We start from the raw sequence: 25,730 nt of genomic DNA, 5'->3' as shown, positions 1-25,730 counted from the left end.
AGTCGCGAATAGAGATGAGATTCCTATCTTGACAGATTTTTTGAAGTCGGTTCAGGTTCAGCTTAGACCCCTTAATTAGACCCAGTAGGGCTGGGGCATTAGCGCCTCCAGGTCGAGCTGGGCCGCTGCGTCGGCCAGGGCCGTCAGGTCAGTCGGATCTGACAGGTGGGGCAGGATGCCTAGAATCGGTACCCGCGTCAGCGACTCAATTAGCTCGGTGGGCGTCCAGTCGGCAATCTCGGCCTGGGTACGCGGCTCCCGGCAGTTGAGCACGATGCCCTTGAGGTTGACCCGGGCCTGCCGGGCGAGGGCCACGTTGGCGACGGCTGCCGCGATCGCGCCCAGCCGTACTGTCACCACTAGCACCACCGGCAGCCGCCAGTCTGCCGCCAGGTCGGCTACGGTCAGCTCTGCTGTGAGCGGTGAGCCCAGCCCCCCAGCGCTCTCCACCAGTACCCAGTCGCGCTCAGCCATCAGCTGGGATAGGGTCTGCCAGGCGACGGCCAGATCCACCTGCCTGCCTTCTTTCGCAGCGGCCAGGGGCGGCGCGAGAGGAGCCTGATAATAGAGAGGATTGAGTTCTGCCGCGGTCTGGTCGAGCTGAAACAGCCGCTGATAGAGTTCGCGATCGCCCACCCCGGACTGGACGGGTTTGCAAACGCCGATGCGGTAGCGATCGCAGTACTTCTGCCAGTAGGCCACCAAAGCCGTTGTCAGTAAGGTTTTGCCACTATCGGTATCGGTTCCGGCGACAAGTAAGGCTTTCACAGTTTCTCGGGACGTTTGCTCATTTTGCTCAATGGGTCTGGCGGGCCTACTGACCCTCAAGCTGCGCGGTGACGGCAATGTCAAGGGTGAACTCGGCCTCACCCTCAGATTTCACGTCGATGAAGTAGTCGCCCCCCTCTGGCAGGTAGCTCTGCCAGAATAAAACATCTTCGGCATCTGCCATCATTCTGCCGCCCGGCAGCCGCACGTCAAACTTAGCAGGCCCCTGGGAGTTACTGATCTGGACGGTCATAATCTGCCCCTGCTGCGCGTTGACGACATAGCGCCGAATCTGCTCGGAACTAACGCTGTTGGCATAGCGGGCGCTGCTCTCGCCGCCGGGGAACTGTACCCGCTGCTGCGAAATGCTGGGCTCCGGGTTGGCTTCGGGCTTGGGCTCTGGCTTGGGCTGATTTACATCAGGGGGATTAGCGTCATCGGGTGAGCCCTGATCGGGATTGTTTTCGCCTGTCGTCGGAGGATTAGTCAGGTTTAGGTTGAGACTGTAGTTGCTACTCTCCAGTCCACGCACCGGGCTGAGCTGCACCGTATATTCACCGGCCTCGCTGAGCCGACCGTTCCAGCTGGCGACCCGCTTAGCCCGGTTATTGACAGCCTGCCCGTTAGGCCCCAGTACCGTTAGCAGGACACCTTCTCCGTCTAAAGCTACCGATAGGGTTTGGCCTGCTTCAGCAGGAAAGCGATAGTTGACCGTGTCGCCTTGGCCCACCGAACCCTCAACCGTCTGGGCGCTACCCGGTGTCAGGGTCAGCGGCTGGTCGTAGTCCACTGGCTCAGTCGGCACTGGATCGGGGGTTGGCGTACCGACCGTGGGCGTCGGCGTAACGGTCGGCATCGGCGTTACCGTTGAGTTAGGGGCCACATCCGAGTTTAGGGCACTGACTACGGCCCAGCCGCCAATTCCGGCTACTAGCGCTAACCCTACGCCCATCGCCGTTACGGCCCAGGGATTTTCGAGCAGAGAAACGCGCTCCGGCGGCGGGGCCACTCGGGTTGGTCGAGCCGGTGTGGGCCGAGCTGTTGCGGGCTGAGCAGCGGCGGTAGCCGGGGGTTGGGGGCGTCCCACCGCTACGGTTCGCAGCTCAGATGTAGAATGAGCGGCGGTGGTTCCAGCTGACGGCGGTACGGCGATATTCCCCCGGCTATCGCTCAGCGCCTGTACCATTTCGCGAACGTTTTGATAGCGATCGCCCGGGCGGTAGTTCAGCGCTTTGTTCAGTACCTGGGCGAAAGCAGGACTCGCCGAGGCATAGTTCTGCCACTGCCAGGTATAGCTCGTATCGTCAAATAGGGCAGCCGGTTCCTTTCCGGTTAGCAGGACTACTGCGGTTACTGCCAGCGAGAACAGGTCGCTGCTTGGATAGGCCCGACCCGCCTGCATCTGTTCGCTGGGCGCATAGCCCGCTTTACCCACAGTCGTCGCAGCGGCAGCTGTAGAGGCAAACTGAATCCGGGTGACGACTTCTTTGACGACACCAAAGTCAATCAGTACGGGAAGCTGATCGGCGCGGCGCAGAATAATATTGTCGGGGCTGATGTCGCGGTGAATGATGCCCTTAGCGTGGATATGCGCCAGCACTGGCAGCAGCTGCTGAAGAAACTGCCGTACCTCGGTTTCTGAGAATGCCTTGCCCTGGTACTGCCGCCGATCGAGCAGCTGCCGATAGGTGACGCCCTCGACATAGTCCTGAACCAGAAACAGCCGCTGGTTTTCTTCAAAGGTGGCGCGAAACTGGGGAATCTGCGGATGGCTAATCTGATAGAGAATTGCGGCTTCCCGCTGGAACAGCTGTGAGGCTTTGTCGGTAAAGCGATCTTCGCCCTGTACCGGGACAAACTCTTTAAGCGCGCAGGGCTCGTTGAAGCGGCCTTGGTCTTCGACCAGATAGGTTCGGCCAAAGCCGCCCTGCCCTAGCAGCTGGACTACCCGATAGCGATTTTGTAGAACGGCTCCTATAGATATCGCAGACGGCATAAAAAACTCTATCCAAAAATAATCTAATCTAACGGTTAAACGGGGCTTAAATGCGATCGCCAATGGCTTAATCAGTTTACTCTATGGTTTCTCCGGTTAGCTCGATGGCTTTACCTCTAGCAGATTTACGGAGTCCAGCTGATTCGACATGGGGCTCGGCCAACCTAACAGTCTGGCTACGGCTGGCAAATCTCAAACAAAGTCAAATATTATAAGTTTCTAAAGCGGCAAAGTTTAGTGACACAAACACCCGGGGAATGCTGAAGGTATCAAACCATTCCTACTTTTGTAGGCGGCAAATGAGATGAACTATGGTGTTACCCAAGCCGCAGCCTCTAACGGGTCAGATCAGGTGTTAGAGACCTGGCCTGCTTGCCTGCTAGCAGGCCCCTCGGCGGCTGAGCGAGACCAGATCCGCGAAGCCTACCTGCTGCCTAGAGGTCTGCTCGGCTCCGCCGCAGTCCCCCTGTTCGACGAGGCGACTCAAACTGCATCGCGTCTGCTAAATGCACCAATCTGTCTGTTCAGCGTGGTCAACAGTCAATGGCAAATCTTTAAGTCAGCGGTCGGGCTCTCCAACCTGGGCCTGATGAATCAGCTGGCGGCAGCGCGTCAGATTGCCCGCAGCGAGTCTTTCTGTACCCAGGTCGTCGAAAGCGGCAAAGTACTGATGATTGCTGACACCAACCAGCATCCCGCCTTTGCCGACAGTTTGCTGGTGCAGCAGTATGGTGTTCGAGCCTATCTGGGTGTGCCGCTGCTTACCGCTGACCAGGTTTGTATCGGAACCCTGGCGGTGATGGATTTGCTCCCGCGCCAGTTCACCCCCCAAGACGTTGCTTTCCTAGAGCTGAGCGCCCGTTGGAGCCTAAGCGAATTTGAGCAACAGTACCGGCTACAGGAGCCTGAGAAGCCGCCGGTAGCGGCAGCTAACGAGCCTGAGAAAGCTGCGACTACCAGCACCACCATCGATGCGGCCCGGCTAGCGCTGATCTCGCAGCTGACTCAGGATCTACGCAATCCGCTTACGGCCATCACCGGCATGGCCAGTATGCTCAGCCGAGAAATTTACGGTTCCCTCACCCAGAAACAGCAGGAATACGCCAGCATTATTCTCAACAGCAGTCAGAATCTGCTCACCCTAGCAGATGAAATCATCGACCTCAGCGTTCTAGAAACCGGACAGCCGCTATCTCCGGTAGCATTAGATGTCGAAATGCTTAGCCAGCAGGCTCTGCGACCATTGGAAAATCTTGCCCAGTCGCGAGAAGTTGACCTCAAGCTGTCAGCAGAACCCGGTTCTCGGCTATGGACATTAGACAAACAGGTGATTAAGCCACTCATCTATCACCTCACCTTCAGCCTGATTTTGCTCTCAGAAGCGGGTAGCACGGTACGGCTACATATTTCTCGTAAAGCAGACACCCTCAGGCTAACCTTTTGGGTCTCCAATCCCTGGCTGGGGGAAAACCTCCCCCAGCCCGTCGTTGCCTGGATTCAGAGCAGCCTAGTCGCCGATTCTAGCAGCCAGCCCCAGTCGGATGCGGCTCGACCGACCCTAGGCCTAATGCTGAGCCGCTATCTAGCTAACGTCCATCAGGGCGAAACAATTCTGCAAGGGTCAGAGCACAGCGGCTACCGCTACGTGATTAGCTTGCCGACAATCAAAACGCCGTAGCGCCTGCTGGCGCTCAAAACGTCTCAGCCTTCAGTGGCTTCTTGGCCTGCTGACGCCTGACTTGAATCAGTTCAGCCCCGATGCTAACCGCGATTTCTTCCGGGGACTGCGCCCCGACCTGAAGGCCAATGGGTGTGTATAGGGTAGCTAAAACAACCGCTGGAATCCCCTCTGCTTTAAGCTTACTGAAAACTTGTTGAATTCGTTTTTGACTGCCAATCATGCCGATATAGGCACAGTGGGGCGCGGCGGGAGTGAACAGGGCTCTGAGGGCAGTTAGGTCGTGCAGGTAGCCGCGGGTCACCAAGGCAACATACAGATGGCCTGTAGGCTGCGTCTGGGCCAAAGCCGTCAGGGCGGTCTCGATCGGCTGATTAAAAATCCAGCTGGCCATGGGGAAGCGCTCGGCGCTAGCAAAGTCGCTACGCTCATCAGCCACCGCCGTCTGGAACCCGATCATCTGCGCGACCTGTGCCAGCGCCATACCGACATGCCCTGCACCTACAATGAGTAGCACTGGGGCCGGGATAATTTCTTCGATCAGCAGTTCCAGACTAGCTGCTCCAGCCGATGTCCGAGTCAGCCGTGAACCTCGATAGCTGTGGGGTTCTAGAAGATTGAGCTGAATTGGCTGGTCAGCCGCTGGCGCGATTGGGGTGGTCAGCTGCATTCCCCGTCCGCTCGCCAATCCAGCTAAAATGGCCTCAACTGTCTCAATCGCGGCAGTCCCCTGCCAACGAGCTAACCAGACTCGCATCGAGCCGCCACAGACCCCCTCAGCCGGATGCTGAGCTGAGCCTGTTAGATCTATCGTAACGGCTTGAGCTTGGCCGGTCTCTTTCACTTCACGGGCCTGCCAGATAACTTTGGCCTCGCCCGCGCCGCCGCCGATTGTCTCGTAGGTCGCCCAGTCGTTCCAGATCAGCATTTTGGCTCCCACTTTGCGGGGGACGGAGCCTTTGACCTCGATTACTGTCGCGAGAACGACCGGCCCCTGTCGCAGCTGGTCCAAAAATTTCTGATAGAAGCGTTGGGAATTCATGTAGATTCAGCCTGCGCGATAGGTGCTTCGCACAAGCAAGCGATCGCGTTCCACACCCGCTCTGGAGTCATCGGCAGTTGGGTCAGACGGACGCCTGTGGCCGCCGCCACAGCATTGGCGATGGCTGGGGCGGCGCAGTTGGTACCGATTTCACCAATCCCCTTAGCACCGAAAGGGCCGTAGGGGTCGTGGGTTTCTAGCAGGATCACCTCAGTCGGTGGCACTTCTTTGGCCAGGGGCAGTCGGTAGGTGCGGGGGGCTGGGTTGAGCATTTCGCCCTGGGCATTCCACAGTAGCTCCTCTTGCAGCGCATAGCCCAGTCCCATCACCAGGCCGCCCATCGCCTGGCCTTCGCAAATTCGTGGGTTGATGGCGCGACCGATGTCGATCGCCTGCACCAGCCGCAGCAGCGTGATTTGCCCGGTTGCGGTATCGACTTCAACCCAAGCTCCTAGGATGGCAAAGGTGAGGGAGGCATGGTCAGACGCATAGTCACGCTCGGCGGTGAGAGGAGACGATAGGGTACTGAAGGCATCGGCAGGCGTTTGCTGGATCTGCGATCGCAGATCCTCAGCCGCAAGCCGTGCCGCCTGGCCTGAAATAAACAGGGTGGCGGAGGCATAGGAACCGCCGTCAAAGGGGGTGCGGTGGGTATCAGCGCTAATCAGGTCGATCTGCTCAACGGTCGTTTCCAGCACCTCGGCGGCAATCTGGCGCAGCGTCGTGTCTGAACCGGTGCCCACATCGACCGCGCCGGTGCGCATTTCGTAGCGGCCATCGGGCTTGAAGGTAAGGCGGACGGTGGCCCGGTGAATTTTCGCTAAGCCGCTGGCCTGCATAGATATGGCAAAGCCTATACCGCGCGGGCGGCTACGGTCCTCAGCCGGCAGGGCAGTGGATGAATCGGCTAGTGCCTGGGTAACCCGGTTCAGGGCTTCATCTACGCCAGAGCTACCGACGACGTGAAAATGCTCGCGCTGGCCTAGGATAATTTCGTCCTTGGGGGTAATCAGGTGGCGGCGGCGCAGCTCCACTGAATCCAGGTCTAGCTTAGCGGCCAGCTCGTCTAGCAGGGTTTCCACCGCAAAGCTGCCCTGGGTCGCGCCGTAGCCACGAAAGGCCCCGCCCGGCATGGTGTTGGTGTAGACGGCATAGCCGCGATAGCGCTGATTGGGGCAGCGGTAGAGTCCCAGGGGAAAGCAGCCGGTCAGGTAGATCACCTGGCCGCTGTGGTTGCCGTAGGCCCCGGCGTTTGCGATCGCGTTCAGCTCCATGGCCGTCAGCGTGCCGTCGCGCTTAGCACCCAGCTTCAGGTGCAGCTGCATGGCGTGGCGGCTATTAGTCGCGGTGAATTCTTCCTGGCGGGTAAACACCCAGCGCACCGGGCGGCCCGTGTGCAGCGTCGCCAGGGCACAGAGGTCTTCGCAGATAATCTCCTGCTTATTGCCAAAGCCGCCGCCCATCTTGGGTTTGTAGACCCGGACATTTTCTACGGGCAGGTCAAACAGCCAGGCCAGTCGGCTCTGGGCATAGAAGGGCACCTGCGTGCTGGCTCGCACCACCAGTGTTCCATCCGGGTCGAGCCAGGTGATGGCGACGTGGGGTTCCAGGTGAAAATGCTGCACGGCGGGCAGCTCGTAGGTCCGCTCTAGGATGATATCGGCGGTGGACCAGCCCGCTTCTAGGTCGCCCTGGTCCAGGCTGACCGTACTGCTAACGTTATGAGCCGCATCGGCAATCTGAAAGGAGTCAGGTTCATCGTGCAGACAGGGCGGGGCAGCAGCTGTAGGCAGTGGCAGCGGCCAGGCTTCGGCAGCCAGGTCACCTAGGGCGACGACAGGGTCAAAGACGGCGGGAAGGACTTCGTAGTCCATTCGAATCAGTTCGCAGGCCCGTTCCGCCAGAGCGGGCGAGTCAGCGACCACGGCGGCAACGCGATCGCCGACGAAGCGCACCCGGGAGTCGAGCAGATAGTGGTCGTGGGGGTCCGGAACTGGGTCACCGTGGCCGGCCGTAGAGTAGGCCCGGCGCGGTACGTCGGTATGGGTAAAGACGGCGTGAACCCCTGGTAGAGCCTTGGCCTCGGTCGTGTCGATGCTGCGGATCCGGGCGTGGGCATGGGGCGATCGCAATACCTTCAAATGCAGCAGCCCCGGCGGTGCATAGTCGTCGGTATAGACCGGCTGGCCGGTGACGATGTCCGGCCCGTCCTGTTTGGCCACGTTCTGGCCTACGCCCTGGTTACCCGTATCCGCTGTCGGCTGGGTTGCCGCTACCGGTATTTGCTTCCCTTCACAAATGCTTTCTACAATCGCTTGGTAACCGGTGCAGCGGCAGATATTGCCATCCATCGCGGCTCGGATCTCTGCCAGATTGCGACCCTCCATCTGGGCGGCGCTGAGGATCATTCCAGCCGTGCAAAAGCCACATTGAAAGCCCTGCCGATCGAGGAATGCCTGCTGCATCGGGTGGAGCGTATCAGCTGAAAGTCCTTCCAGGGTGGTTACCGCTTGACCCGATAGCCTGCGAGCCGGATAGAGACAGCTGTGGATGGGCTGCCCGTCTACCCAAACCGTGCAGCTGCCGCAGTCGCCGCTTTCGCAGACGCGGTGGACGCTGGCGCAGCCCTGATCGCGGAGGCAGGTCAGTAGACTCGTTCCTGGTAAGCAGTCTGCAACAATCGGTGTTTGGTTGAGTGAAAAGTGGACTGACGCTGTCATTGTCGTTCTGATTGGGCGGCGCTGGATCATTCGCTGCCAAGCTCTCGCAGCCCGCGCTCGGCCAGGACTCGCGTCACCTGTCGGCGGTAGGGCCTACTGGCGCTGAAGTCATCGAGGTAGGTGGTAGCAGCAATCTGGTTGTCTATCGCCGGGCCGATCGCTGCCAGTTCAGGTAGGCTCGAAAAGGTCAGTAGCCGGGGATGGGAGAGGCTACCGCCAAGGGCCAGGCGAGTTTGGCCAGTCTTGGGGCAGCGGGCGGCGGCGATAATCGCGATCGCGACCCCAGCCGAGGCGACATAAATCCGCTGAAAGCTGACCCGCCAGGTCAGGAATTCAATCGGAATGCGAACGCTGCGAAGCAGCTCGCCGGGAGCCAGTACCGTCTGCCGGGCTCCGGTTTGAAAATCTTTGGCCGCGACTGTCCTCACTGCCCCAGCCGGATCGAGCAGCTCATACTCTGCTGCCAGGGCCACCATCATCGGGGCGAAGGGGCTGGCGGGTAGGGCTAAGCAGAGATTGCCCGCCAGCGTTGCCGAATTGTGAACTTTGAAAGAGGCCAAGGCTCGAATCGCCTGCTGAAGTCCTTGCACTGCCGTCCATTCCGAGGGATAGCTAAAGGTCTTGAGCTGGCTGAGGTGGCAGGTTGCACCAATGATCAAACCGGTTTGATTGGCCTCTACTTCATTCCAGCCAAGCGCCCCCAGGTCAACCAGGGTATGGAGCTGGGGCTGGGGTTCACTAAATAGCCAAGTGCCGCCGCCCAGCCAGGCATAGCCCGGCTGCCAGCGGGGCAGCTCTTGCGGAGATTGGGGGCAGAGGTAGGCGGTTAGATTGTTGAGATCCATGAATTTGGAGCGGCTGATGGCGCTAAGGGCAGCGCAGCGTGAAATAATCTTTGGCCGCTTTATTCTATATAGCAGACCTATGCTGAGCAAATTGAGACATCAGCTACCCTTTAGCCGGGTCAGGACGACTATGCCATTGCTCTGCTTGACCTGAACGGATTTTCGCGGATTCATGCAGGAACAGTGCCGCCACCAGAAACTGTCGATAGGCCCAGCAGGCTAGTCGGTAACTCGGGAGACCTTGACTCGATGTCGGCTTTTCTGCTGGGCCTGTTCTAGCGCCCGTCGAGCAGCGTCGAGCAGAACCTGCTCGCTGTTGGTGGGATGGTCACGATCGGCAATCGCGCCCCCCACCGCCGGGTCAACCTCGGCCACCGTACCGTCCTTGAGCTGCAGCGGCTGTTCGGTTAGGGCAGTCTCCAAGGCACTGGCATAGTCCTGGACGCTGCCCAAGTCATAGCCGGTGAGCACGCACATAAATCGTCCCTCAGAGTCGCTAAACAGCCAGCTATCGACTGTGATATTGCGCTGGATCACCTGCGCGATCGCGGCCCACAGCTGCGCGTCTTGCATCGAAGTGGTGCTAACGCTGCCCGTCGGCTGAGCCCGCTGCGTTTGCAGCAGCAAAAGTGCCAGTGACTGATACTGCTCACTGCCTTGCTGGAGCTGCATCTCGTGGAGGAGGGCAGCCAGCGTTTGGGGGAGCAGGCGACTGTCGATTAAGTGAGTCGCTGGATTAGTGAGATCTAGCGCCTGTAGCAGACCCTGATAGCTCTGCCGCAGGGACTGTAGGGTGCGGCCTTGGGTGGTCATCTGCTGTTCTTTGGAGCTCAGCTGCGATTCCAGGCTGGCGGCCTGCCGCTTAGTTCGAGAAACCCGCCAGCCGCCTTTGACAATAGCGGGTGTTGCCACCAACAGGCCAATGATAAAGCCGATGGCGAGGGTGCCCAGCAGCACCAAAGCCAGGGAACCTTGCAGCTGCCAGATCAGAAAATTGAGCGTAACCAGGCTGTTATTTTGTAGGGCAAACAGGATTGCCAAAAAGGCAATCACCAGCGCAAAAATAATTAATATCGGCATAAATTTTAGACAGAAGGAAAGGACTCTCTATAATTAATCAACCCTAAACTATCTCTACGGGCAAGGCACTAACGACAGAGAACCGCGATGAGCAATTTGACAGGAATCTGGCTTGGCACCTACTGGCAGGCCGATAGCCCGACTCGGTTTGAGGCGACGTTTGCCCAGGCGAGCAATAGCCTGAGCGGTCGTATCCTCGACCAGGGGCCGCTAGGTGAAGCCTCAGTCCAGGGTGAGGTGATCGGGCGACGGGTGACCTTTACCAAGCAGTATCTCGGTAATCAGTTTAATGCCATTCGCTATACGGGTACCCTGTCCGAAGATGGCAATCATATTGACGGCCAGTGGGTGCTCGATTCCAGGCATTCTGGCCCTTGGGAAGCCCATCGAAACGATCAGGATCTGGCCTCAGAGTTTAGCAGCTATGTCCAGAAATCGGCAGCTGAATCGACTCAGGACCCGGCGAAAGTCCCAGCAACCGTGAGCCGTTTTGGCGACGGCAGCGGGAGGAGCACTACAGATGTTTGAGAACTTCTGGCAGCAGTTCGGGGGGTAAATGAGTCAGCGCCTGCTGCTGTCCTTCCAACCCCAGGATTTCGTAATGCATTTGCAGGTTACTCACCAGCGCTTGCAGTAGCGTTTGATAGATTGAGGCTTCTGCTGTCTGACCGCTGATGGCTTCCAGGTAGTGGTGCAGCGACTGTTGTAAATGCTGACCCGTATTCGCCGCAGCCGCTTGGGCAAGCTGCTCGTGCAGCTTGCCCAAGCAGTGGTGGATGGCGTGGGGGTCCAGCCCTGACATCGGCTGCGGCGCTCGGGCTGTCGCTGCTAAGGACGCCTCGTAGGCCAAGACGGCATTTTGCTGATAGCACTGCTGCTGCGGTGCTGCTGGTTCGTACTGATTGGCTAGATCCCAGTAGGCAGAGCCAAGATTGCTGTAGGTTGAAGCGCAGGCAGTCGGGTCGGTGTGGGGGGTACGATAGTTCAGCGCATCGCGATAGGCTGCGATCGCGTGCTTCAGTAAAAAGACCGGCCGCTCGTGCTTAGACAGGCTCCAATAGGTAATCCCCAGATTATTTTGAACGGCGGCATAGTCCAGCGGAGCCTTTTCTGGGTGATAGCTGCGCAGCGCTTCGTTATAGGCCGCGATCGCGCGATGCAGATAGAACTGGCCGTTCTCGTGATGGGAGAGCTGCCAGTAAACCGAGCCTAGACTGTTTTGCAACAGCGCATATTCTTCGGGCTGATGTTCTGCTGAGCAAAGCGTCAGCGCCTGGCGATAGGCGTTGACGGCGTGCTTCAGAGCAGCAGCTGACTCGTCATAGCTGGCAATGGCGCTGAAGACCGCACCAAGGTTGCTGTAGAGCCGGATCGCAATCGGCGACTGGAGCTGGCGATTGACCTTCTTCAAGGCGGCATGATAAATCTGGGCGCTGCGCTGCATGCCACTTAGGGTGGACTGCCGGTCCTGGGACTGCTGCGCCTTCAGCCAGTACAGTGTTCCCAGGTCATTGGCGCTGATGCACCAAGCTGCATCCTGCTGACTCAGGCCTTGTAGACCGGCCTCGTAAGCCGCTATGGCGGCATCGATTAGCTCGGGACGGGCCTCCCCAGACTCGATCCGATCGCGGTAGCGGTCGGCCTGGGCGATCTGCTTGGCAGCGGTCGAGGGAGCTGACTGTATCCTAACCGAGGCGCGCGACGGCGCGAGCGGGCTCGAGTCGAGCGGCGGGGATGACGGCTGACAGATCGTGTCGGCGTTGCTGGGCTCTAATGGCTCAGTTACGATCGCGGCGGCCTCTATCCGGTTGTCTAGACCTGCCAGATCTTCTGCCAAAACCTGCCAAAGATGCTGTACGGTAGGAGGGGCGGACGACGTAGCGGCCGGGTCGGAGGCCGACTGCATTAGAGGTTCACCATAGAGCCTACCGCCCGCTGGTCTGCTTGGTGGGGAATCCTCCTGACTGGCTGCCTCCGGTTTTCGCGCCGTTACGTCATTGGGGTGTTCGAGAATGGGCGTAGGATCGCCCGAAAACTCGAAAACGCGGCTGCGCCATTGCCAAAACTGGGGTGCTGACTGCTGAATGGCCCTGAACCAGGGCCAGGGTAGCCAGATTAGTAAACTGCTTTCTAAGCAGGGCAGCAGGGTTTCAATTTTATTGAGCGACTGCAAAAACTGATGCTGTAGCATCGCCGGCTGGCGTGTCATCTGCTCGATGCCCAAAATTTGCAGATTAGGTATCGCATCATCGCGCTCCAGAGTCGATGCCTGCTGAAGCCACTTTAGGATCTGAGCCGGCAGATCGGGTACATCTGCCTCAAAGATCAGCCGTTCTAGTCGGGGACATTGCAGCTCATCCGGATTTATTCCCAGCCGGGGATCTATGCCCTCGGGCCGATTGGCTGAGAGCGGCTGGGCCATATCAGCTTCAAGCTGGTCGGCGAGCTGGTTTTGTAGCCCAATATCGTCGCCTACTGCGATTAAAATCTGCCGCCGCAGGTTAAGCCCAAGCGCCAGCTTCAGGTGTTGATAGGTGCGCTGGTTCAGACCCAAGATTTTACGAGAGGTTAGCTGAGTTGCGGTCACAAAGTTGCCTTAGGTATCTATGATGATGTCCTTACATATACCTACTCTTTTCTATGCTTTCTTTCCAGGTCAGGAATAATTTTGCTATTTATCTCTATACACAATGGCTGACTTTATGGCAGGCCAACCGCTGGGCCAAATTCTAACGGCCGCAACGGCGGCCTGTACAGTCTGCGTAAGCCGCTGGCATTTGCTATGCTGAGAGCTTTAGGGTGTTTTTTCTCCATCCCTTAAACGCAATCCCAACGCACTATGACCTCTTCGGCCCAGTCTTCTATTCGTCAACAGCATCCGCTGATTCAGCAGCTGGCCGATCGAATCGAGTCTCTCTGGCAGAGCTATCTAGAGCTTTCTCCTTATTATTTGCCAGACAATCTAGGCTACGTTGAAGGTCGGCTGGAAGGCGAACGGCTAACGATTGAAAACCGCTGCTACCAGGCCCCTCAGTTTCGCAAGCTGCATTTAGAACTGGCCCGTCTAGGAGATTCTCTAGATATTTTGCACTGCGTCATGTTTCCGCGAGTCGAATATGCTCTACCGATGTTTGGCTGTGATTTAGTCGGGTCGCAGCACCAGATCAGTGCGGCAATTGTCGATCTTTCCCCGACCAGTTCGGCGGCCTCCGGTTCCGGAGCTGGAGCGCCTCGCCTGTCGGCTGCCTATCGCGAAGCACTGACCGATTTGAATTTGCCTATGTTTTCCCAGGCGCGATCGCTGCCCGCCTGGGGTAAGATTTTCTCCGAATTTTGCTGCTTTGTGCGGTTGACCGATCGGGCTGAAGAAAAGCAGTTCTTAGCACGAGTAGAATCCTACCTGCGGCTCCACTGCCAGCAGGCCCGGGCCACGCCAGCTACGCCGGAGCAAGCTTCAGCCCTGCTAGCGGGTCAGCGCCGCTACTGTACTCAGCAGCGCCAGAATGACAAAACTCGCCGCGTCCTAGAGAAAGCGTTTGGGGCAGCCTGGGCAGAGCGCTATATGACGACCGTTTTATTCGATCTGCCAGAGGAGGACTAAGGGCCATGGGGATACCGAACTGTCATGTCCAGGAAGCGGCGTCGGAGCCGGTTTTGTCAGCCGGAGCGATGGCGACGCTAGAGCCGATTGCGCAGCCCGGTAAGCTAATCGTTTTTACGGGGCCCAGCGGCGTCGGCAAAGGCACTCTGCTGCGGCGATTGCTACAGCTGCATCCGGTTCTCTACCTATCGATTTCGGCGACGACCCGGCAGCCCCGGCCCCACGAAATTCACGGTCAGCATTACTATTTCGTCAGCCGCGAGACCTTCGAGCAGATGATCGAGCGCAGCGAGCTGCTGGAATGGGCCGAATTTGCCGGTAACTACTACGGTACGCCCCGGGACCCGGTGGTGGAGGCGGTTGAGCAGGGACGCTGGGTAATTTTAGAAATTGAGCTAGCGGGGGCGCGGCAGATTCGTGATACGTTTCCGCTGGCCCAGCAGATTTTTGTCCTGCCGCCGTCAATTGAAGAGCTGGAAACTCGCATTCGGCGGCGAGCTCAGGATTCGGAAAGCGCGATCGCGCGGCGGATGGCCCGCGCCCGGGTAGAGATCGATGCGGCGGACGAATTCGACTTCCAGATCGTCAATGACGACCTCGACCAGGCCATCAGCCAGTTGGAGACGGCCCTATTCGTCGAAATGCCGGCACCAGCGGAAATGCCCATCAAAACGTCGCTAGAACTATCTGCCGAACCCGGTGACTAGCGCTTTTGCATTAGCCTGACGGTCGAGAGATACTGATTGAGGAAGGGTAAGCCGCCGATCGCGGGCAGGACATAGCGCGAGGTGCAGAGCAGTCCCAGCGCTGCGCCGGTCGCCGCGCTGAAGTAGGGTTCATAGAGCGCAATTAGGGCCGCGTCGCGGGTGCCTACCCCGGCAAAGGTGAGCGGCAGCAGCCCCGCCAAAATCGCCAGCGGCGACAGGGCTAGGTTGGTCACTGGGTTGACCCAAGCGTTGAGCGCTAGGATAAAAAACCAGATTTGCAGCAGGTGGAGAAACCAAACAAAGATTGAGGTCAGGGCGATTTTGAGCAGCTGGGCGCGATCGCTCCAAAAATAGCCGTGCATTTCCCCCCAAGACGTCTGCAACGTTTCCAGCTTGAGGCTAATTTTGCGGGGCGTCAGCCGCCGAGCCAGCCGAAAAAACGTCTGGGCAAAGGCCCGTGAGCTCAGCAGCAGTAGTCCTACGGTCAGACCGCCGACGATGCCGACGGTCATGACAGCAAAAAAGGCATCTTTGCGCGGATAGAGCAGTAGCCCAAAGGCGCACCAGAGCAGTAGCGAGAGCATGTCGCAGGCTTTTTCAAAGACGACAATCGAGAGCGATAGGGAACCGCTGAGATTGCCGCGCTCGCGCATAAAGTAGGCTTTGGCAATATCGCCCATCTTGGACGGCAGCACCATGTTCAACACGCTGGCTGCCAGAATCAGCTTATTCGCTTCCCACAGGCCAATCGTGGCCTGCGGCGGCAGCAGCTGCTGAAGCCGCCAGGCAGTGAAGCCGGTAATCGGAATCACCATGGCTAGGCTGACGATCATCCAGGCGATATGGCAGTCTAAAAAAACCTCAATCAGCCCGCTAAAGTCGATACGGGTGTAGATAATTACCAGAATGGTCAGGCTGACGAGGATGGAGATGAGGCGTTTCATAATGTTCGCTCCAGACGCAGGGGTTGACCCGGGGAAAGCTGCTGGACGGCAGCGGTGAGGTCGAGCCAGGGCTGGAGCTGACCGGCTTGAAAGGTGCGGCTCATGACCACGTAGATCGAAGTTTGGTCGGCGGCAATCCCAGCAGAGACTAGGTTTTCCCAGGTTTCGGCCCGGAGCTCATCGGTCACCTGCCAGGTGCCGTCGCGCCAACGAAACTGGCGAGTGAAGTCGAAGGGAGCAGGCTTCTTGCCGGTAATCAGCACCTTTTGCAGCAGCTTGCGAATCAGGTTGGGAAAGAAGCGGCCAACGGTATACATCACCGCTCGCAGAATAATTAAATTCAGCGTCGTCATCTGCTTTTGTTTAGCCCAGCCCAGGGAGCCGCGCAGGACGATCTCGTCTGGACCCACCTCAATCTGGTAGGGACCGACCAGATGGCCGACGGCGTTTTTGAGCGCTCCCCCCTGGCGCACTAGCAGCGAAAACTGCGTATCAGATAACACCAGCCGGTCGCCGCGAAAGAATTTAAACGCGCCGCCCTTGTTCAGGGCCAGATAGAGCTTGGTATCCTGCCGTTGCTCAATCAGTACCCGCGCCTCCTGTAGCCAGACCCGTCCCGGCGCGGGCTGCTTGGTAGGCGGGCGCTCCAGAACAAAGGCTTGCCAGGCCAGCAGATAGTTCCAGGTGTGGTGTCCGACGATGTGGTCATCGGCATAGCAGGCTCCCAGCCCCCGTGCCAGCCCTTCTAGAAAGCGGTCATTCACGCTTAGCGCCTCGGGTAGCCAGCGTCCGACCAGCTCAAAACCATGGGGGAAAAAGTTGTAGGTATTGCGGCTGGTATATTCGCCGCCGTAGGAGCCGTCGGGATGGACGAAATAGGCTGCCAGGGTAACGCCTTTCGCGATTGCGTCCCTGAGCCGTTCGCTGGGCTGCAAATCGTACACCCTAGCTAGACACGACAGGGTCAGGGTATGATAGCCAGGGTCGCAGCCCTCATATTCTTGAAACCAGCCCTCGGGGTTTTGCCAGGCAAAGACCCGGTCCAGTCGCTGCGCGATCTCGTCCTGCCAATCTTCGCTTCCCAACAGCTGCGAAACCCGGATCAGACACAGCACAATCAGCGCCTGGTGGTTGGTTAGCCGACCGCTCTCATGGTGGTGAGCCAGCCAGTTGGCCCGAGTCCGAAAAAAGTCTAGCGCTGCTGGGCTGTCTAACCCCAGCAGCTCGTAGCTTTCGACGCAGGCTAGGAGCGAAAAGGCCGCTGCTCCACCGGCCCGCTCAAAGGGAAAGTAGTCGTCGCAGGAACCGTCGGCGTGGGCGCTGCGGGCCGCGTAGAGAATCCCAGCCAGCACCCAGTCTCGAATGGTCGGCTGCTGGTAGTAGAGATTGTTTGGCAGCGGCAGGCTATAGACCAGCGCTAGCGGCCAAACAAACTCCTGCGACATGCCGCTGGGAAAGTCGATAATTTTGTATTGCCAGAAGTTGCGGTCAAAGCAGCCGTAGGTCGGGCTGTGGGGATTGCGATCGAGCAGAGTTAAAATTTTTGGAATTTGGTCTAAAGCCGCCTGGGCAAATAAATCTCGTTGAGTCATGAGTGAAAAAAAATGAATAGGGATGGGTTCGACCGGGTCCTGCCTCAGGGCTCTCAGGGCTACTCTAGCGGGTAAACATAGCAGTGAGTTTTCCCAATCTCTTGCCAGCCCTGCTGCTGCATGAACGCTTCTCCAATTGCCTGCCAGCCGCCGAGGGGTGTAAAGTCTGGTACTAAATTAGGCGGTCTTTGAACAAGCGCCTTGATTCCAGCGGCTTGGAGGTCGCGATAGATCTGAGACCGTCGTTCCGGTTCTGCCGTCCAAAATTCTACCGGGCTCGGAATCTCTGCCGCGATCCGCAGATTTGCTAGGTAGGCCCAAAAGTAGTGATCGCCAGCCCGATAGGCGCCCAAAATGGCAATTTTGTCCCCAGACTCTAGCCCCAACACCTGCATCCCCTGAGCAATCTTCCAATGGGTAGGCGTGCCTGGCGCGGGCCAGCTGAGCTGAGTCAGCAGCAGTAGGATTGAGCCTACGGCAAAACCCGATAGCAGCCGCTTTTGAACTGCGGTGTTAGGGAATGTCAGACTGTTGAATAGACCCAATGCCAGTAGGATAACAAAGCTCGCAATCATCCGGGAACGAACGTGAATGAGCATGAGACTTCCTAGACCGGCAGCGGCAGGCAGTAGCAGCAGCCAGTTAGCAGCCAGTGCCATTAGGGATGCCTTGATGCGACCGCTCGCCACCAGCAGCAGTAGATAGACAAATAGTAAAAACCCAGCAAAAATTCGATAATACTCGATGATATGCTCCCAAACCGTGGCGATTTGTCGGCTCAGGTTAGGCTGAGCAATCAGACCGGCATACCAATAGGACGGATCGTATCCGCGCCCAAAGGTGTTTGGAAAGGGATCGCTAAACTCGTAGACCGCAGGCGACTCAGATAGCAATGTCAAGGGATTTTGCGGAGTCCCAGTGCCGTCACCGCCAAGCCAATAGGCACTTGGAATACCGCTGATGTTCCAGGCATAGTTAAGGCTACCTGCTTCACCAAAGGAAAGTTCTCCCTGCTTGAGCGAAATAGCGGTGACTAGAGGTGTCGCAATCAAGCCAAATACTAGCAGGGCCGTGATCGCTTTGGGTATGATCTGCCGCGATGGCCAGGCCGCAAACAAACCCATCCCCCAAAAAATCAGCGCCATGGGAAACAGAATAGCTTTTGAAAGATACCCAAACCCCATGACCGCCCCTAGCCCAATGAAGGCTCCCCAGCTTGGCCGAACTTGAATTTTCAAAATCAGCGCCATTGCTAGATATACCCAGCTCGCCACAAGCATGTCGGGAGTATCTGTAGCGACCCCAATTAAGACTAGGGTTGACCAGAGAAAAAGCGTATAGCCAAGCGTCAGCCAAATCCAGTTCGGAATCAAAAGTTGCTCAGGATGCCTGCGTCTTTGGTCACGATGAAAGCGAATGAGCTGGTGCAGAAACAGGCTAAAGTTCAGTAAGCAGAAGCAAAAGATCAGGACATTAGCGGCTTTAACTGCTAAGAAGATCCAGTAGTCAGACGGCTGCATAATTGCTAAAACGCTAGCTATAATCAGTCCATAGAGAGGGCTGAAATAGCCATTCACAGCTGTCTGCCAGTCTCCAGAGAGGTAGGCTTTACCAATATCTAAATAGGCAATGGTATCGCCTGAGAACAGATCAAAACGGCTGTTCCAAGCCTGAAGGCCGCCTAAGCCAACGGCTACAACAGCGAAGCCAAACTGAATCCAAAAATGAGAATTCTTGAGTGCAAATCGCTTGTTCATTAGAATTCATCGGCCTCTGTCAGACCGCTAAGGCTTTTTCACGGTTCGGGATGCCATATGAGACTCAATTTCGGCTCGCCGCAGCCGCAGCTGGACATCTTCTAACAGCTTGCGATTAACGGCGAGCAGATCGGCAATCAGCCCAAACACCCAAAGCTGTGACCCTAGTAGGATCAAAATAGCCGAGAGGATAAGGCTAGGTACATGAGTCCGAGAGGTGCCGCCGAAATAGAGGATGAGCCAGCGAACGCCGAGGAAGAAGCCGAGCGAGAAGGGAATGCTGCCAAACAGGGCAAAAAACCGCAGCGGCTTATAGGTGATAAAAATGCGCAGCATGGTGAAGAGAGATCGCCGCACATAGGCCGAAATACTTTTAACCAGTCGCGACGGTCTGAGATAGCCGTTGGTGCGAATGGGAACCGAAACCACAGCCATGCCCCGCTGCCCCGCCTGGATAATCGTCTCTAGGGTATAGGTATATTCGTTGAAGACATTGAGCTGTAGTGCCGCTTCCCGGCTGATGGCGCGAAAGCCGCTGGGGGCGTCGGCGACTTCAGTCCGGCTGGCCACCCGAACGGCCCAGCTGCCCAGCTGCTGAAGCAGCTTTTTAGTCGGGCTGAAATGCTCAATAAAGCGGATGGGTCGGGCTCCCACAACCATTTCGGCCTCTCCGGCCAGAATCGGCCCGATCAGCTTGGGAATGTCGGCGGCGCAGTACTGATTGTCCGCATCGGTATTGACAATGATATCGGCTCCTGCCTTCAGCGCAGCTTCTAGCCCAGCCATAAACCCCTTGGCTAGGCCCTGGTTGTGGCCGAAGCTGACGATGTGGTCAACCCCCCACTCCTGCGCGACTTGAACGGTCCGGTCTAGACTGCCATCGTCAATAATCAGCCACTCGACCTGGTCGATGCCCGGCAGCTGGCGTGGCAGCTCAGAGAGGGTAACGCCTAGCGTAGCCTCTTCGTTGTAGCAGGGAATTTGAATAATGAGCTTAGTCATCCGGCCAATTGCCCACTCAATAACTCAGAGCCTATCAAATCCTGTTCTGAGGTCATACCGGTCAGCACCAAGATTTACAGGAAACTTAAATTTAGCCTGCAGCTTTTACCTACGGTTCCCCACTGAGTCATTAAATATCAGGCTAAGTCTGCGGCGGGTCAGATCTAGCTTGTTAAGAGCCCTGCGGCGGCACTCGCTCGAAGACCAGGAGGGATTCAATCACTGACTTCACCAGCGGCGCTGCCACCGTTGAGCCGTAGGCGTTGTCCCCCTGGGGCTCGTCAATCACAGCCAGCACCACATAGCGGGGATCGTCCACTGGAACGATGCTGACAAAGCTGGTAATGCGCTGGTTGCCGTACTGTCCAAATTCGTTTGCCTTCTGGGCTGTGCCCGTCTTGCCCGCAATTCGATAGCCGCTAATCTGGGCCGGTTTGCCGGTGCCGTCCTTGACGACCGCTTCCATCATCTCCAGCACCTGCTGACTGACGCTGGGATCAAAAACCTGCTTGGGGGCTGGACGCTGTGGCTGCCAGGTGAGCTCACCGGCCTGATTAACTAAACCGCGAACCACATGGGGCGTTACCAGTTTTCCGCCATTAGCTAGCGTCGCCTGGAGCTGGAGCATCTGCATCGGGGTTAGCGAAAAGCCCTGACCAAAAGCCGTCGTGGCTGCTTCGATCCCCTTACTAACAAACTCTGAGCGATCCTTGAGCTGGCCTGCGGTTTCGGCGGGCAGATCGACCCCGGTTTCCTGGCCAAGTCCTAATGCTTCAAGGGCGCTATAGTAAGCCTCGCGATCCATACCCTCCATAATATGGACCATGCCGACATTGCTGGAGTAGCGCAGCACATCGGTAATTGAAATGGTGCCGTGACCGCCCGAAACGCTGAAGTCCGAGTTTTGAATCGTCCACCCTTCGTAGGGAATACGGCCTTCGTCGTAGAGCTGATCGTCGGGGTTAATCACGCCGGCCTCTAGCGCGATCGCGATATTGATGGGCTTAAACGTAGAGCCCGGCTCGTAGAGATCGCTGACGGCCCAGTTCTTGAACTGCTCAACATCAGCATCGTAGTAGCGGTTGGGATCGTAAGTTGGCGATACTGCCATAGCCAAAATTTCGCCGCTGGCGCTGTCCATCACCAGTACCGTTCCTCGTTTGGCCCTATGCTGGGCGAGGGTGCTGGCCAGATTCCGCTGGGCGACACGCTGCAGTCGGCTGTCAATGGTGAGCTGTAGCGACTGGTCGTCTTTCGCTACTACCGGGGGTAAACCCGCTAGGCCAGGGGTTTGATCGGGTTCTTCATACAGCAGCTGGTCCTGATAGCTGTATTCCAAACCGGCCTGAGCCGTCCCATCATAGTCGATATAGCCGACCACCTGGGCCAGCAGCTCCTGATGGGGATAGAGGCGCTGCTGGGCGGGCAGCAGGTCGATGCCATCGAGCTGAAGACCCCGAATGCGTTTGGCAGTTTCTTCAGACAGGTTGCCCGCTACCCTAATCCCGGTTTCCTGCTGGCCAAACTGCTCTAGCAGCGCCGTCGGCTCAATCTCGACTAGGCTGCTGAGCTGGCTCGCGACCTCCGGCAGCGGCTGGTTAAACATACTCGGATGAACAAACAGGGTATAGACCATCCGATCGACGGCGACTACGTTGCCCTGGCTGTCTATTACTGGCCGCCGAGCTGCTCGAGATACGCTATAGATTTTTTGCTGCTCTCGGGCCATCGCCAGCAGCTCTGGCCCTTCTTCTAGCTGGAGCTGGGCCAGCTGCACCGTCAGCCCGACCATGGAAAAGAGCAGCAGCCCCCAGACCATCATGAGCCGCAGTCGCGGCGCTTGGAGCGGTAATTGGGTCGCTCTGGTCGCTCGTCGCCGGAAAAACTTAGAAGTGCGGCGACGGGACCGACTGCGATCGCGGGTAGAAACCATATTGGCGTGGTGAGGCAAAGGGGTTGGTCAATCAGGTCGCTCAGTAGCCCAGCGGATGAGGCATTTCCACCGTAGCGAGGGGGCTGACGGGACTGGGTTCAACGGGCTCGCGGCTGGGCTCAGGGGTCAGAAAAATGGTGTCGCTGGTCTTAAAATCTTGCAGCTTAGCAGCGGGGCTTTCTGCCTGCTCGGCGATAGACTGCTTTAGGGCTTCATTGGCCGAGGTCATCTGCTGAGCCTGGCTCTCTAGCCGATCTAGCTGACGAGAGGTGCGAGTGACCGCACTGTCGATATAGACCGTCCAGCTATAGGTCGCGAGCGCAGCGGCGACCAGACAGCCCGTCCCTACGGTGGCTCCTTGCTGCAGCCCGCCGAGTACCTTCAGCCATAGCGGCAGTCTGGGCTGTGTCGGCAGGGAAGTGACGGTTGAGTGAAGCCGAGCGATTGAACGTTCAGATGGACGGGCAGTTGAGCGTTCAGCAGGAGAATTTCGCCGCCGCGCTGTTCGCGGCACCGCCGTCTGCCTCATCCGCGCCGATGGTCCAGGAGTGGAAATTGAGCGACGGGCAGCTGGAGTCTGCGGATCGGGTTTGACGGCATAAACCATGTATTTTCTCCTGAATAGGACGATAACAGTACGCTTACGGCAAGAGGGCTGATAGGGTCGAAGGATCTGGAAAAGTGGGATAGCAAAAACGCGATCGCGAAATCAATCGCGCCTGGCCTTCCGCACAGACAAGTCAGAATCTCGCAGTCAGAGCAATTAAAAATTTACGAGAAATCATGCGCCATCCTACCTTGCTGGGGAACAGACGACAAGGGGACTGAACAAAATAGGTTAACCCCCAGAAAAAAGCTCAAATAAAAGCCCTCCTGAGCGGCGAAAATCCGTTTCAGGAGAGCATAAAAGCCAGCTCATTCAGGGGTTTAGCACCGTTCAAAGTCGGTTTAGATTTTTGTGCCACAGTCCGGGCAAAAGCGGTTGGTCGATGGATTTTTAGCGCCGCAGTGGGTGCAGTAAGTCAGCTCGATCGCCCGGTCCAACATGGCTCGCTCTGGCAGGCCCACCATCTGCGCGTTGTTTTTCCCAGGGGGAATCATGGGATAGCAGTTTTCGTCCCGACGCACCCGCACATCCATCAGCACTGGCCCTTCGTAGGCCAGCATTTCAGCGATCGCCGCCGCCAGCCGATTGGGATCGCGCACCGTCATTCCCTTCACCCCAAAGGCCTGGGCCAGCAGCTCAAAATCGGGCATGCCAACTTCCATATTGGAGGAGGAATAGCGCTCTCCAAAGAACGACTGCTGCCACTGCCGCACCATGCCCTGCCAGCCGTTGTTGACAATTACAGTCTTAACATCGATGCCGAACTGTGATAAAGTACCGAGCTCTTGTAAATTCATCTGAAAGCTGGCGTCGCCGCTGATGCAGATCACCTGCGACTCGGGCAGCGCCACTTTTGCCCCCATAGCTGCGGGTAGCCCAAAGCCCATCGTCCCCAGACCAGCGCTGGAAATCCACTGCCGCGGCCCGTTTTTGAGGAACTGAGCCGCCCACATCTGGTGCTGACCGACATCGGTGGTGTAATAGGCGTAGGGGGCCTGCTGAGCTAGTTCAGTAATCACCGACTGAGGCGAAATCTGATCGGCATAGCGCGGCACGTTGAGCGGGTAGTCCTGCCGCCAGTTTTCAATGCGATCGCGCCATTCTTGAGTGTTGGCCAGGTCTTGAGCTATACCCGCTTCTTCTAGCCGCTCAATCAGGCTCTGCAAAACGCGCTTCACATCGCCGACGATGGGCACCTCCGGCACCCGGTTTTTGCCCACCTCAGCCGGGTCAATGTCGATATGGATCACCTTGGCCCGTGAGGCAAACTCGTCCAGCTTGCCGGTTACCCGGTCGTCGAACCGGGCGCCAACCGCAATCAGCAGGTCACATTCGCTGACGGCAAAGTTGGCATAGGCCGTCCCATGCATTCCCAGCATTCCTACGGCTAGCGGATGGTGTTCGTCGAACGCACCTTTGCCCATCAGAGTCGTGGTCACGGGAATCTGAAAATGCTCGGCCAGCTGGCGAATTTCGGCATGGGCACCGGACGCGATCGCGCCGCCGCCGACGTAGAGCAGCGGGCGCTTAGCCTGCCGAATTAGATTAATCGCATGGAAGAACTGTCTGGGATTGCCCTTGGTCGTCGGCCGGTAGCCTGGCAGCTTTACCTGGCCCGGCTCGACCGGCACATAGTCAAACTCCTCGATCCCCACATCCTTAGGAACGTCAATCAGCACCGGGCCGGGCCGCCCGGTCTGGGCAATGTAAAAGGCTTCGGCCACAATCGCCGCCATCTGCTGGGGATCGCGCACCACGTAGGAATGTTTCACAATCGGCAGGGTGATGCCGTAGATATCGGTTTCCTGAAACGCATCGCTGCCAATCGCTGCCCGCGCTACCTGACCGGTAACCACCACCATCGGGATCGAATCCATCTGGGCTGTCGCGATCCCCGTGACCAGGTTAGTCGCCCCGGGGCCAGAGGTGGCAAAGCAGACCCCAACCTGCCCGGTTGCCCGGGCATAGCCGTCTGCCGCGTGGGCTGCGCCTTGCTCATGCCGGACCAGAATATGCCTTAGGTCTCCCGCTTCTTCAGCCTTGAAAAGCTCGTCGTAAATCGGTAGGATGGCCCCGCCGGGATAGCCGAAGATATGCTTGACGCCATGGCGTCGGAGGCTGTCGATCAGCGCGAATGCACCCGTCGCCCGTTGGGTAGCCTGATGAGTTTGCACTTGCATAGGAGACTTTCTTAGGAACGCTTCAGAAAAAGGGAATGGTTGCCTATTTTACCAATCTGGTCGGGCCAATGGCCTCACCCAGCTTTGGAGAACATCCTGAGCCTGACTGGCTCGGTCACTCTCTTAAAGTGACCCCAAAACCGGTCAGCCTCTACACCTGCAACCTCAAAATTCCTCACTCAGACCGAGAGTCCTAAGATGGGAACCTATCTATTACTGTAAACCCTGATACAACCCTCAGCGCATTTGATGTCAGGTTCTGTTGATAATATGCCTAATTATGTTGATTACAGCTGCCTAAGCCAGCACAACTTTACCGCTCAGGTAGTCTTGCAGCTGCTGGGTATGGTCGTGGGCGAGGTCATCCAGTGGAATTTCTTCCAGAGCAAAGGCTTTGACATCCATGATTTCAGCCGTGTCAAAGATTTGGAACCTGCCGTCTACCTGAGCTTCTAGCGCAACGCAGACGGCATGGAAGCGAGGATCGCGCTGGGGGGCTGAATAGATCCCCACTAGCCGACCGACCGATAGCAGCTTCAGCCCGGTTTCCTCCGCCAGCTCTCGCTTAGCCGCGGTGGGAATGTCCTCCCCCCAGTCCACGATGCCGCCGGGCAGACCCCACAGACCGCTATCCCGTCGCTGAATTAGCACAATCTGACCATTCGGCAGCACAGGTATGATGCTGGTGCCCAAAATCGGGCGACGCAGCAGCAAACCCAGCAGCGTTCTTGTGGGTCGCCATAGCTGCTGCATTACGCTCATGACGAGGAAGCTAGTGCCTCGATGTCGGCTAGCACTTCGCTGGCGTGGGCCTCAGGCTTGACCTTGCGATAGATTTTTTCGAGCTGGCCGTCCGGATCAATCACAAACGTACTGCGGCTGATGCCCATGAACTCTTTGCCGTACATTTTTTTCAGCCCGTAGCTGCCGTAGGCGCTGGCGATCGCTCCCCCCTCATCCACCAGCAGCGGAAAGGGCAGGCTGTGCTTAGCGATGAATTTACCGTGTGATATGGCGTCATCCGTACTCACACCCAGCACTGCCACGTCTTTATCCTGATAGGTGTCGTAGGCATCTCGAAAGGCGCAGGCTTCCTTTGTACAGCCCGGCGTGTTGTCACGCGGATAAAAGTACAGAACGACTCGTCGGCCCTTAAAATCCGCCAGGCTGACCTGATTGCCCTCGGCATCGGGCAGGCTAAAATCGGGAGCGGGATCGCCGACGGCTAAAGTCATAAAGGCTCACTGAAGAACTGTCTAGCTTAGATTGTATCCCTTG

The 25,730-nt window shown here is 57.6% G+C and carries 21 protein-coding genes; 5 read left to right on the top strand and 16 right to left on the bottom strand.

What is annotated here, in order from left to right; genetic code table 11:
- Nucleotides 1–75: 75 nt before the first annotated feature.
- Together bioD and IQ241_RS04010 are read right to left on the bottom strand one after the other, a co-directional pair.
- Nucleotides 76–768, bottom strand: a complete 693-nt coding sequence (bioD, locus tag IQ241_RS04015) for a dethiobiotin synthase (RefSeq protein WP_193905128.1) — start codon at nt 766–768, stop codon at nt 76–78.
- Between the two features lie 46 nt (nt 769–814).
- Complete coding sequence (locus tag IQ241_RS04010) at nt 815–2,764, bottom strand: serine/threonine-protein kinase (RefSeq protein WP_193905127.1); 1,950 nt, start codon at nt 2,762–2,764, stop codon at nt 815–817.
- A 304-nt stretch (nt 2,765–3,068) separates the two neighbouring features.
- Between IQ241_RS04010 and IQ241_RS04005 the strand changes: the two genes are divergently transcribed.
- On the top strand, nt 3,069–4,442 hold the full coding sequence (locus tag IQ241_RS04005; protein WP_193905126.1) for a GAF domain-containing sensor histidine kinase: 1,374 nt from the start codon (nt 3,069–3,071) through the stop codon (nt 4,440–4,442).
- Nucleotides 4,443–4,455: 13 nt separating this feature from the next.
- On the opposite strand, the gene IQ241_RS04000 is transcribed toward IQ241_RS04005, so the two are convergent.
- The 4 genes from IQ241_RS04000 to IQ241_RS03985 all read right to left on the bottom strand — a co-directional run bounded on the left by IQ241_RS04000 (nt 4,456) and on the right by IQ241_RS03985 (nt 10,129).
- Nucleotides 4,456–5,484: an XdhC family protein gene (locus IQ241_RS04000; RefSeq protein WP_193905125.1), complete on the bottom strand. Its 1,029-nt coding sequence runs from the start codon at nt 5,482–5,484 to the stop codon at nt 4,456–4,458.
- Entirely contained in the window at nt 5,481–8,204 is a 2,724-nt protein-coding gene (locus IQ241_RS03995; RefSeq protein WP_193905124.1) for a molybdopterin-dependent oxidoreductase, read from the bottom strand. Before IQ241_RS03995 ends, IQ241_RS04000 begins: the two co-directional genes overlap by 4 nt.
- A 26-nt stretch (nt 8,205–8,230) precedes the next feature.
- Nucleotides 8,231–9,049 (bottom strand): FAD binding domain-containing protein, encoded by an 819-nt coding sequence (locus IQ241_RS03990; RefSeq protein WP_193905123.1) that lies wholly within the window; start codon nt 9,047–9,049, stop codon nt 8,231–8,233.
- 219 nt (nt 9,050–9,268) lie between these two features.
- Nucleotides 9,269–10,129: a LapA family protein gene (locus tag IQ241_RS03985; RefSeq protein ID WP_193905122.1), complete on the bottom strand. Its 861-nt coding sequence runs from the start codon at nt 10,127–10,129 to the stop codon at nt 9,269–9,271.
- Nucleotides 10,130–10,216: 87 nt separating this feature from the next.
- Between IQ241_RS03985 and IQ241_RS03980 the strand changes: the two genes are divergently transcribed.
- Nucleotides 10,217–10,657, top strand: coding sequence for a hypothetical protein (locus IQ241_RS03980; RefSeq protein WP_228021365.1), 441 nt, complete (start codon nt 10,217–10,219; stop codon nt 10,655–10,657).
- On the opposite strand, the gene IQ241_RS26130 is transcribed toward IQ241_RS03980, so the two are convergent.
- The gene (locus IQ241_RS26130) at nt 10,644–12,716 is read right to left on the bottom strand and encodes a tetratricopeptide repeat protein (RefSeq protein WP_193905121.1); all 2,073 of its coding nucleotides are present in this window, start codon (nt 12,714–12,716) and stop codon (nt 10,644–10,646) included. The genes IQ241_RS03980 and IQ241_RS26130 overlap by 14 nt on opposite strands.
- A 252-nt stretch (nt 12,717–12,968) precedes the next feature.
- Between IQ241_RS26130 and IQ241_RS03970 the strand changes: the two genes are divergently transcribed.
- A complete protein-coding gene (locus IQ241_RS03970; protein ID WP_193905120.1) occupies nt 12,969–13,730 on the top strand; it encodes a phycocyanobilin:ferredoxin oxidoreductase in 762 nt (253 codons plus the stop codon).
- Nucleotides 13,731–13,798: 68 nt separating this feature from the next.
- Nucleotides 13,799–14,437 (top strand): guanylate kinase, encoded by a 639-nt coding sequence (gmk, locus tag IQ241_RS03965; protein ID WP_193905201.1) that lies wholly within the window; start codon nt 13,799–13,801, stop codon nt 14,435–14,437.
- Here the strand turns inward: gmk and IQ241_RS03960 are convergent.
- The 7 genes from IQ241_RS03960 to ilvB form a co-directional block, all read right to left on the bottom strand.
- Nucleotides 14,434–15,381 carry a lysylphosphatidylglycerol synthase transmembrane domain-containing protein gene (locus tag IQ241_RS03960; protein WP_193905119.1) on the bottom strand — a complete coding sequence of 316 codons (948 nt, stop codon included), beginning with the start codon at nt 15,379–15,381 and terminating at the stop codon, nt 14,434–14,436. The genes gmk and IQ241_RS03960 overlap by 4 nt on opposite strands.
- Entirely contained in the window at nt 15,378–16,973 is a 1,596-nt protein-coding gene (locus tag IQ241_RS03955; RefSeq protein WP_193905118.1) for a hypothetical protein, read from the bottom strand. The genes IQ241_RS03960 and IQ241_RS03955 overlap by 4 nt, the downstream gene beginning before the upstream one ends.
- Before the next feature lie 59 nt (nt 16,974–17,032).
- On the bottom strand, nt 17,033–18,730 hold the full coding sequence (locus IQ241_RS03950) for an acyl-CoA synthetase family protein (protein WP_193905117.1): 1,698 nt from the start codon (nt 18,728–18,730) through the stop codon (nt 17,033–17,035).
- Between the two features lie 27 nt (nt 18,731–18,757).
- The gene (locus IQ241_RS03945) at nt 18,758–19,732 is read right to left on the bottom strand and encodes a glycosyltransferase family 2 protein (protein ID WP_193905116.1); all 975 of its coding nucleotides are present in this window, start codon (nt 19,730–19,732) and stop codon (nt 18,758–18,760) included.
- A 172-nt stretch (nt 19,733–19,904) separates the two neighbouring features.
- A complete protein-coding gene (locus IQ241_RS03940; RefSeq protein WP_228021364.1) occupies nt 19,905–21,683 on the bottom strand; it encodes a peptidoglycan D,D-transpeptidase FtsI family protein in 1,779 nt (592 codons plus the stop codon).
- A gap of 22 nt (nt 21,684–21,705) precedes the next feature.
- Nucleotides 21,706–22,272 (bottom strand): hypothetical protein, encoded by a 567-nt coding sequence (locus IQ241_RS03935; RefSeq protein WP_193905115.1) that lies wholly within the window; start codon nt 22,270–22,272, stop codon nt 21,706–21,708.
- 341 nt (nt 22,273–22,613) lie between these two features.
- Nucleotides 22,614–24,452, bottom strand: a complete 1,839-nt coding sequence (gene ilvB, locus IQ241_RS03930) for a biosynthetic-type acetolactate synthase large subunit (protein WP_193905114.1) — start codon at nt 24,450–24,452, stop codon at nt 22,614–22,616.
- Nucleotides 24,453–24,487: 35 nt separating this feature from the next.
- Between ilvB and IQ241_RS03925 the strand changes: the two genes are divergently transcribed.
- The gene (locus IQ241_RS03925) at nt 24,488–24,649 is read left to right on the top strand and encodes a hypothetical protein (protein ID WP_193905113.1); all 162 of its coding nucleotides are present in this window, start codon (nt 24,488–24,490) and stop codon (nt 24,647–24,649) included.
- Between the two features lie 100 nt (nt 24,650–24,749).
- Here the strand turns inward: IQ241_RS03925 and IQ241_RS03920 are convergent, their stop codons facing one another.
- Together IQ241_RS03920 and bcp are read right to left on the bottom strand one after the other, a co-directional pair.
- Nucleotides 24,750–25,205 carry an NUDIX domain-containing protein gene (locus IQ241_RS03920; protein ID WP_193905112.1) on the bottom strand — a complete coding sequence of 152 codons (456 nt, stop codon included), beginning with the start codon at nt 25,203–25,205 and terminating at the stop codon, nt 24,750–24,752.
- Between the two features lie 5 nt (nt 25,206–25,210).
- A complete protein-coding gene (gene bcp, locus IQ241_RS03915; RefSeq protein ID WP_193905111.1) occupies nt 25,211–25,687 on the bottom strand; it encodes a thioredoxin-dependent thiol peroxidase in 477 nt (158 codons plus the stop codon).
- Nucleotides 25,688–25,730: the final 43 nt, after the last annotated feature.

It is taken from the genome of Vasconcelosia minhoensis LEGE 07310 (genome assembly GCF_015207255.1).
Taxonomy (GTDB): domain Bacteria; phylum Cyanobacteriota; class Cyanobacteriia; order Phormidesmidales; family Phormidesmidaceae; genus Vasconcelosia; species Vasconcelosia minhoensis.
Note: the sequence above shows the minus strand (reverse complement) of the source record. Positions and strands in the feature narration are given on the sequence as shown.

Excerpts from the sequence above, each read along its gene's own strand:
- IQ241_RS03960 (WP_193905119.1), bottom strand. The coding sequence starts at position 15,381 with ATGAAACGCCTCATCTCCATCCTCGTCAGCCTGACCATTCTGGTAATT.
- IQ241_RS03925 (WP_193905113.1), top strand. The coding sequence starts at position 24,488 with ATGGTTGCCTATTTTACCAATCTGGTCGGGCCAATGGCCTCACCCAGC.
- IQ241_RS04010 (WP_193905127.1), bottom strand. The coding sequence starts at position 2,764 with ATGCCGTCTGCGATATCTATAGGAGCCGTTCTACAAAATCGCTATCGG.
- IQ241_RS04005 (WP_193905126.1), top strand. The coding sequence starts at position 3,069 with ATGAACTATGGTGTTACCCAAGCCGCAGCCTCTAACGGGTCAGATCAG.
- gmk (WP_193905201.1), top strand. The coding sequence starts at position 13,799 with ATGGCGACGCTAGAGCCGATTGCGCAGCCCGGTAAGCTAATCGTTTTT.
- bcp (WP_193905111.1), bottom strand. The coding sequence starts at position 25,687 with ATGACTTTAGCCGTCGGCGATCCCGCTCCCGATTTTAGCCTGCCCGAT.
- ilvB (WP_193905114.1), bottom strand. The coding sequence starts at position 24,452 with ATGCAAGTGCAAACTCATCAGGCTACCCAACGGGCGACGGGTGCATTC.
- IQ241_RS04000 (WP_193905125.1), bottom strand. The coding sequence starts at position 5,484 with ATGAATTCCCAACGCTTCTATCAGAAATTTTTGGACCAGCTGCGACAG.
- IQ241_RS03955 (WP_193905118.1), bottom strand. The coding sequence starts at position 16,973 with ATGACTCAACGAGATTTATTTGCCCAGGCGGCTTTAGACCAAATTCCA.
- IQ241_RS03985 (WP_193905122.1), bottom strand. The coding sequence starts at position 10,129 with ATGCCGATATTAATTATTTTTGCGCTGGTGATTGCCTTTTTGGCAATC.
- IQ241_RS03970 (WP_193905120.1), top strand. The coding sequence starts at position 12,969 with ATGACCTCTTCGGCCCAGTCTTCTATTCGTCAACAGCATCCGCTGATT.
- IQ241_RS03920 (WP_193905112.1), bottom strand. The coding sequence starts at position 25,205 with ATGCAGCAGCTATGGCGACCCACAAGAACGCTGCTGGGTTTGCTGCTG.
- IQ241_RS03945 (WP_193905116.1), bottom strand. The coding sequence starts at position 19,732 with ATGACTAAGCTCATTATTCAAATTCCCTGCTACAACGAAGAGGCTACG.
- IQ241_RS03995 (WP_193905124.1), bottom strand. The coding sequence starts at position 8,204 with ATGACAGCGTCAGTCCACTTTTCACTCAACCAAACACCGATTGTTGCA.
- IQ241_RS03990 (WP_193905123.1), bottom strand. The coding sequence starts at position 9,049 with ATGGATCTCAACAATCTAACCGCCTACCTCTGCCCCCAATCTCCGCAA.
- IQ241_RS03950 (WP_193905117.1), bottom strand. The coding sequence starts at position 18,730 with ATGAACAAGCGATTTGCACTCAAGAATTCTCATTTTTGGATTCAGTTT.
- IQ241_RS03935 (WP_193905115.1), bottom strand. The coding sequence starts at position 22,272 with ATGGTTTATGCCGTCAAACCCGATCCGCAGACTCCAGCTGCCCGTCGC.
- IQ241_RS03980 (WP_228021365.1), top strand. The coding sequence starts at position 10,217 with ATGAGCAATTTGACAGGAATCTGGCTTGGCACCTACTGGCAGGCCGAT.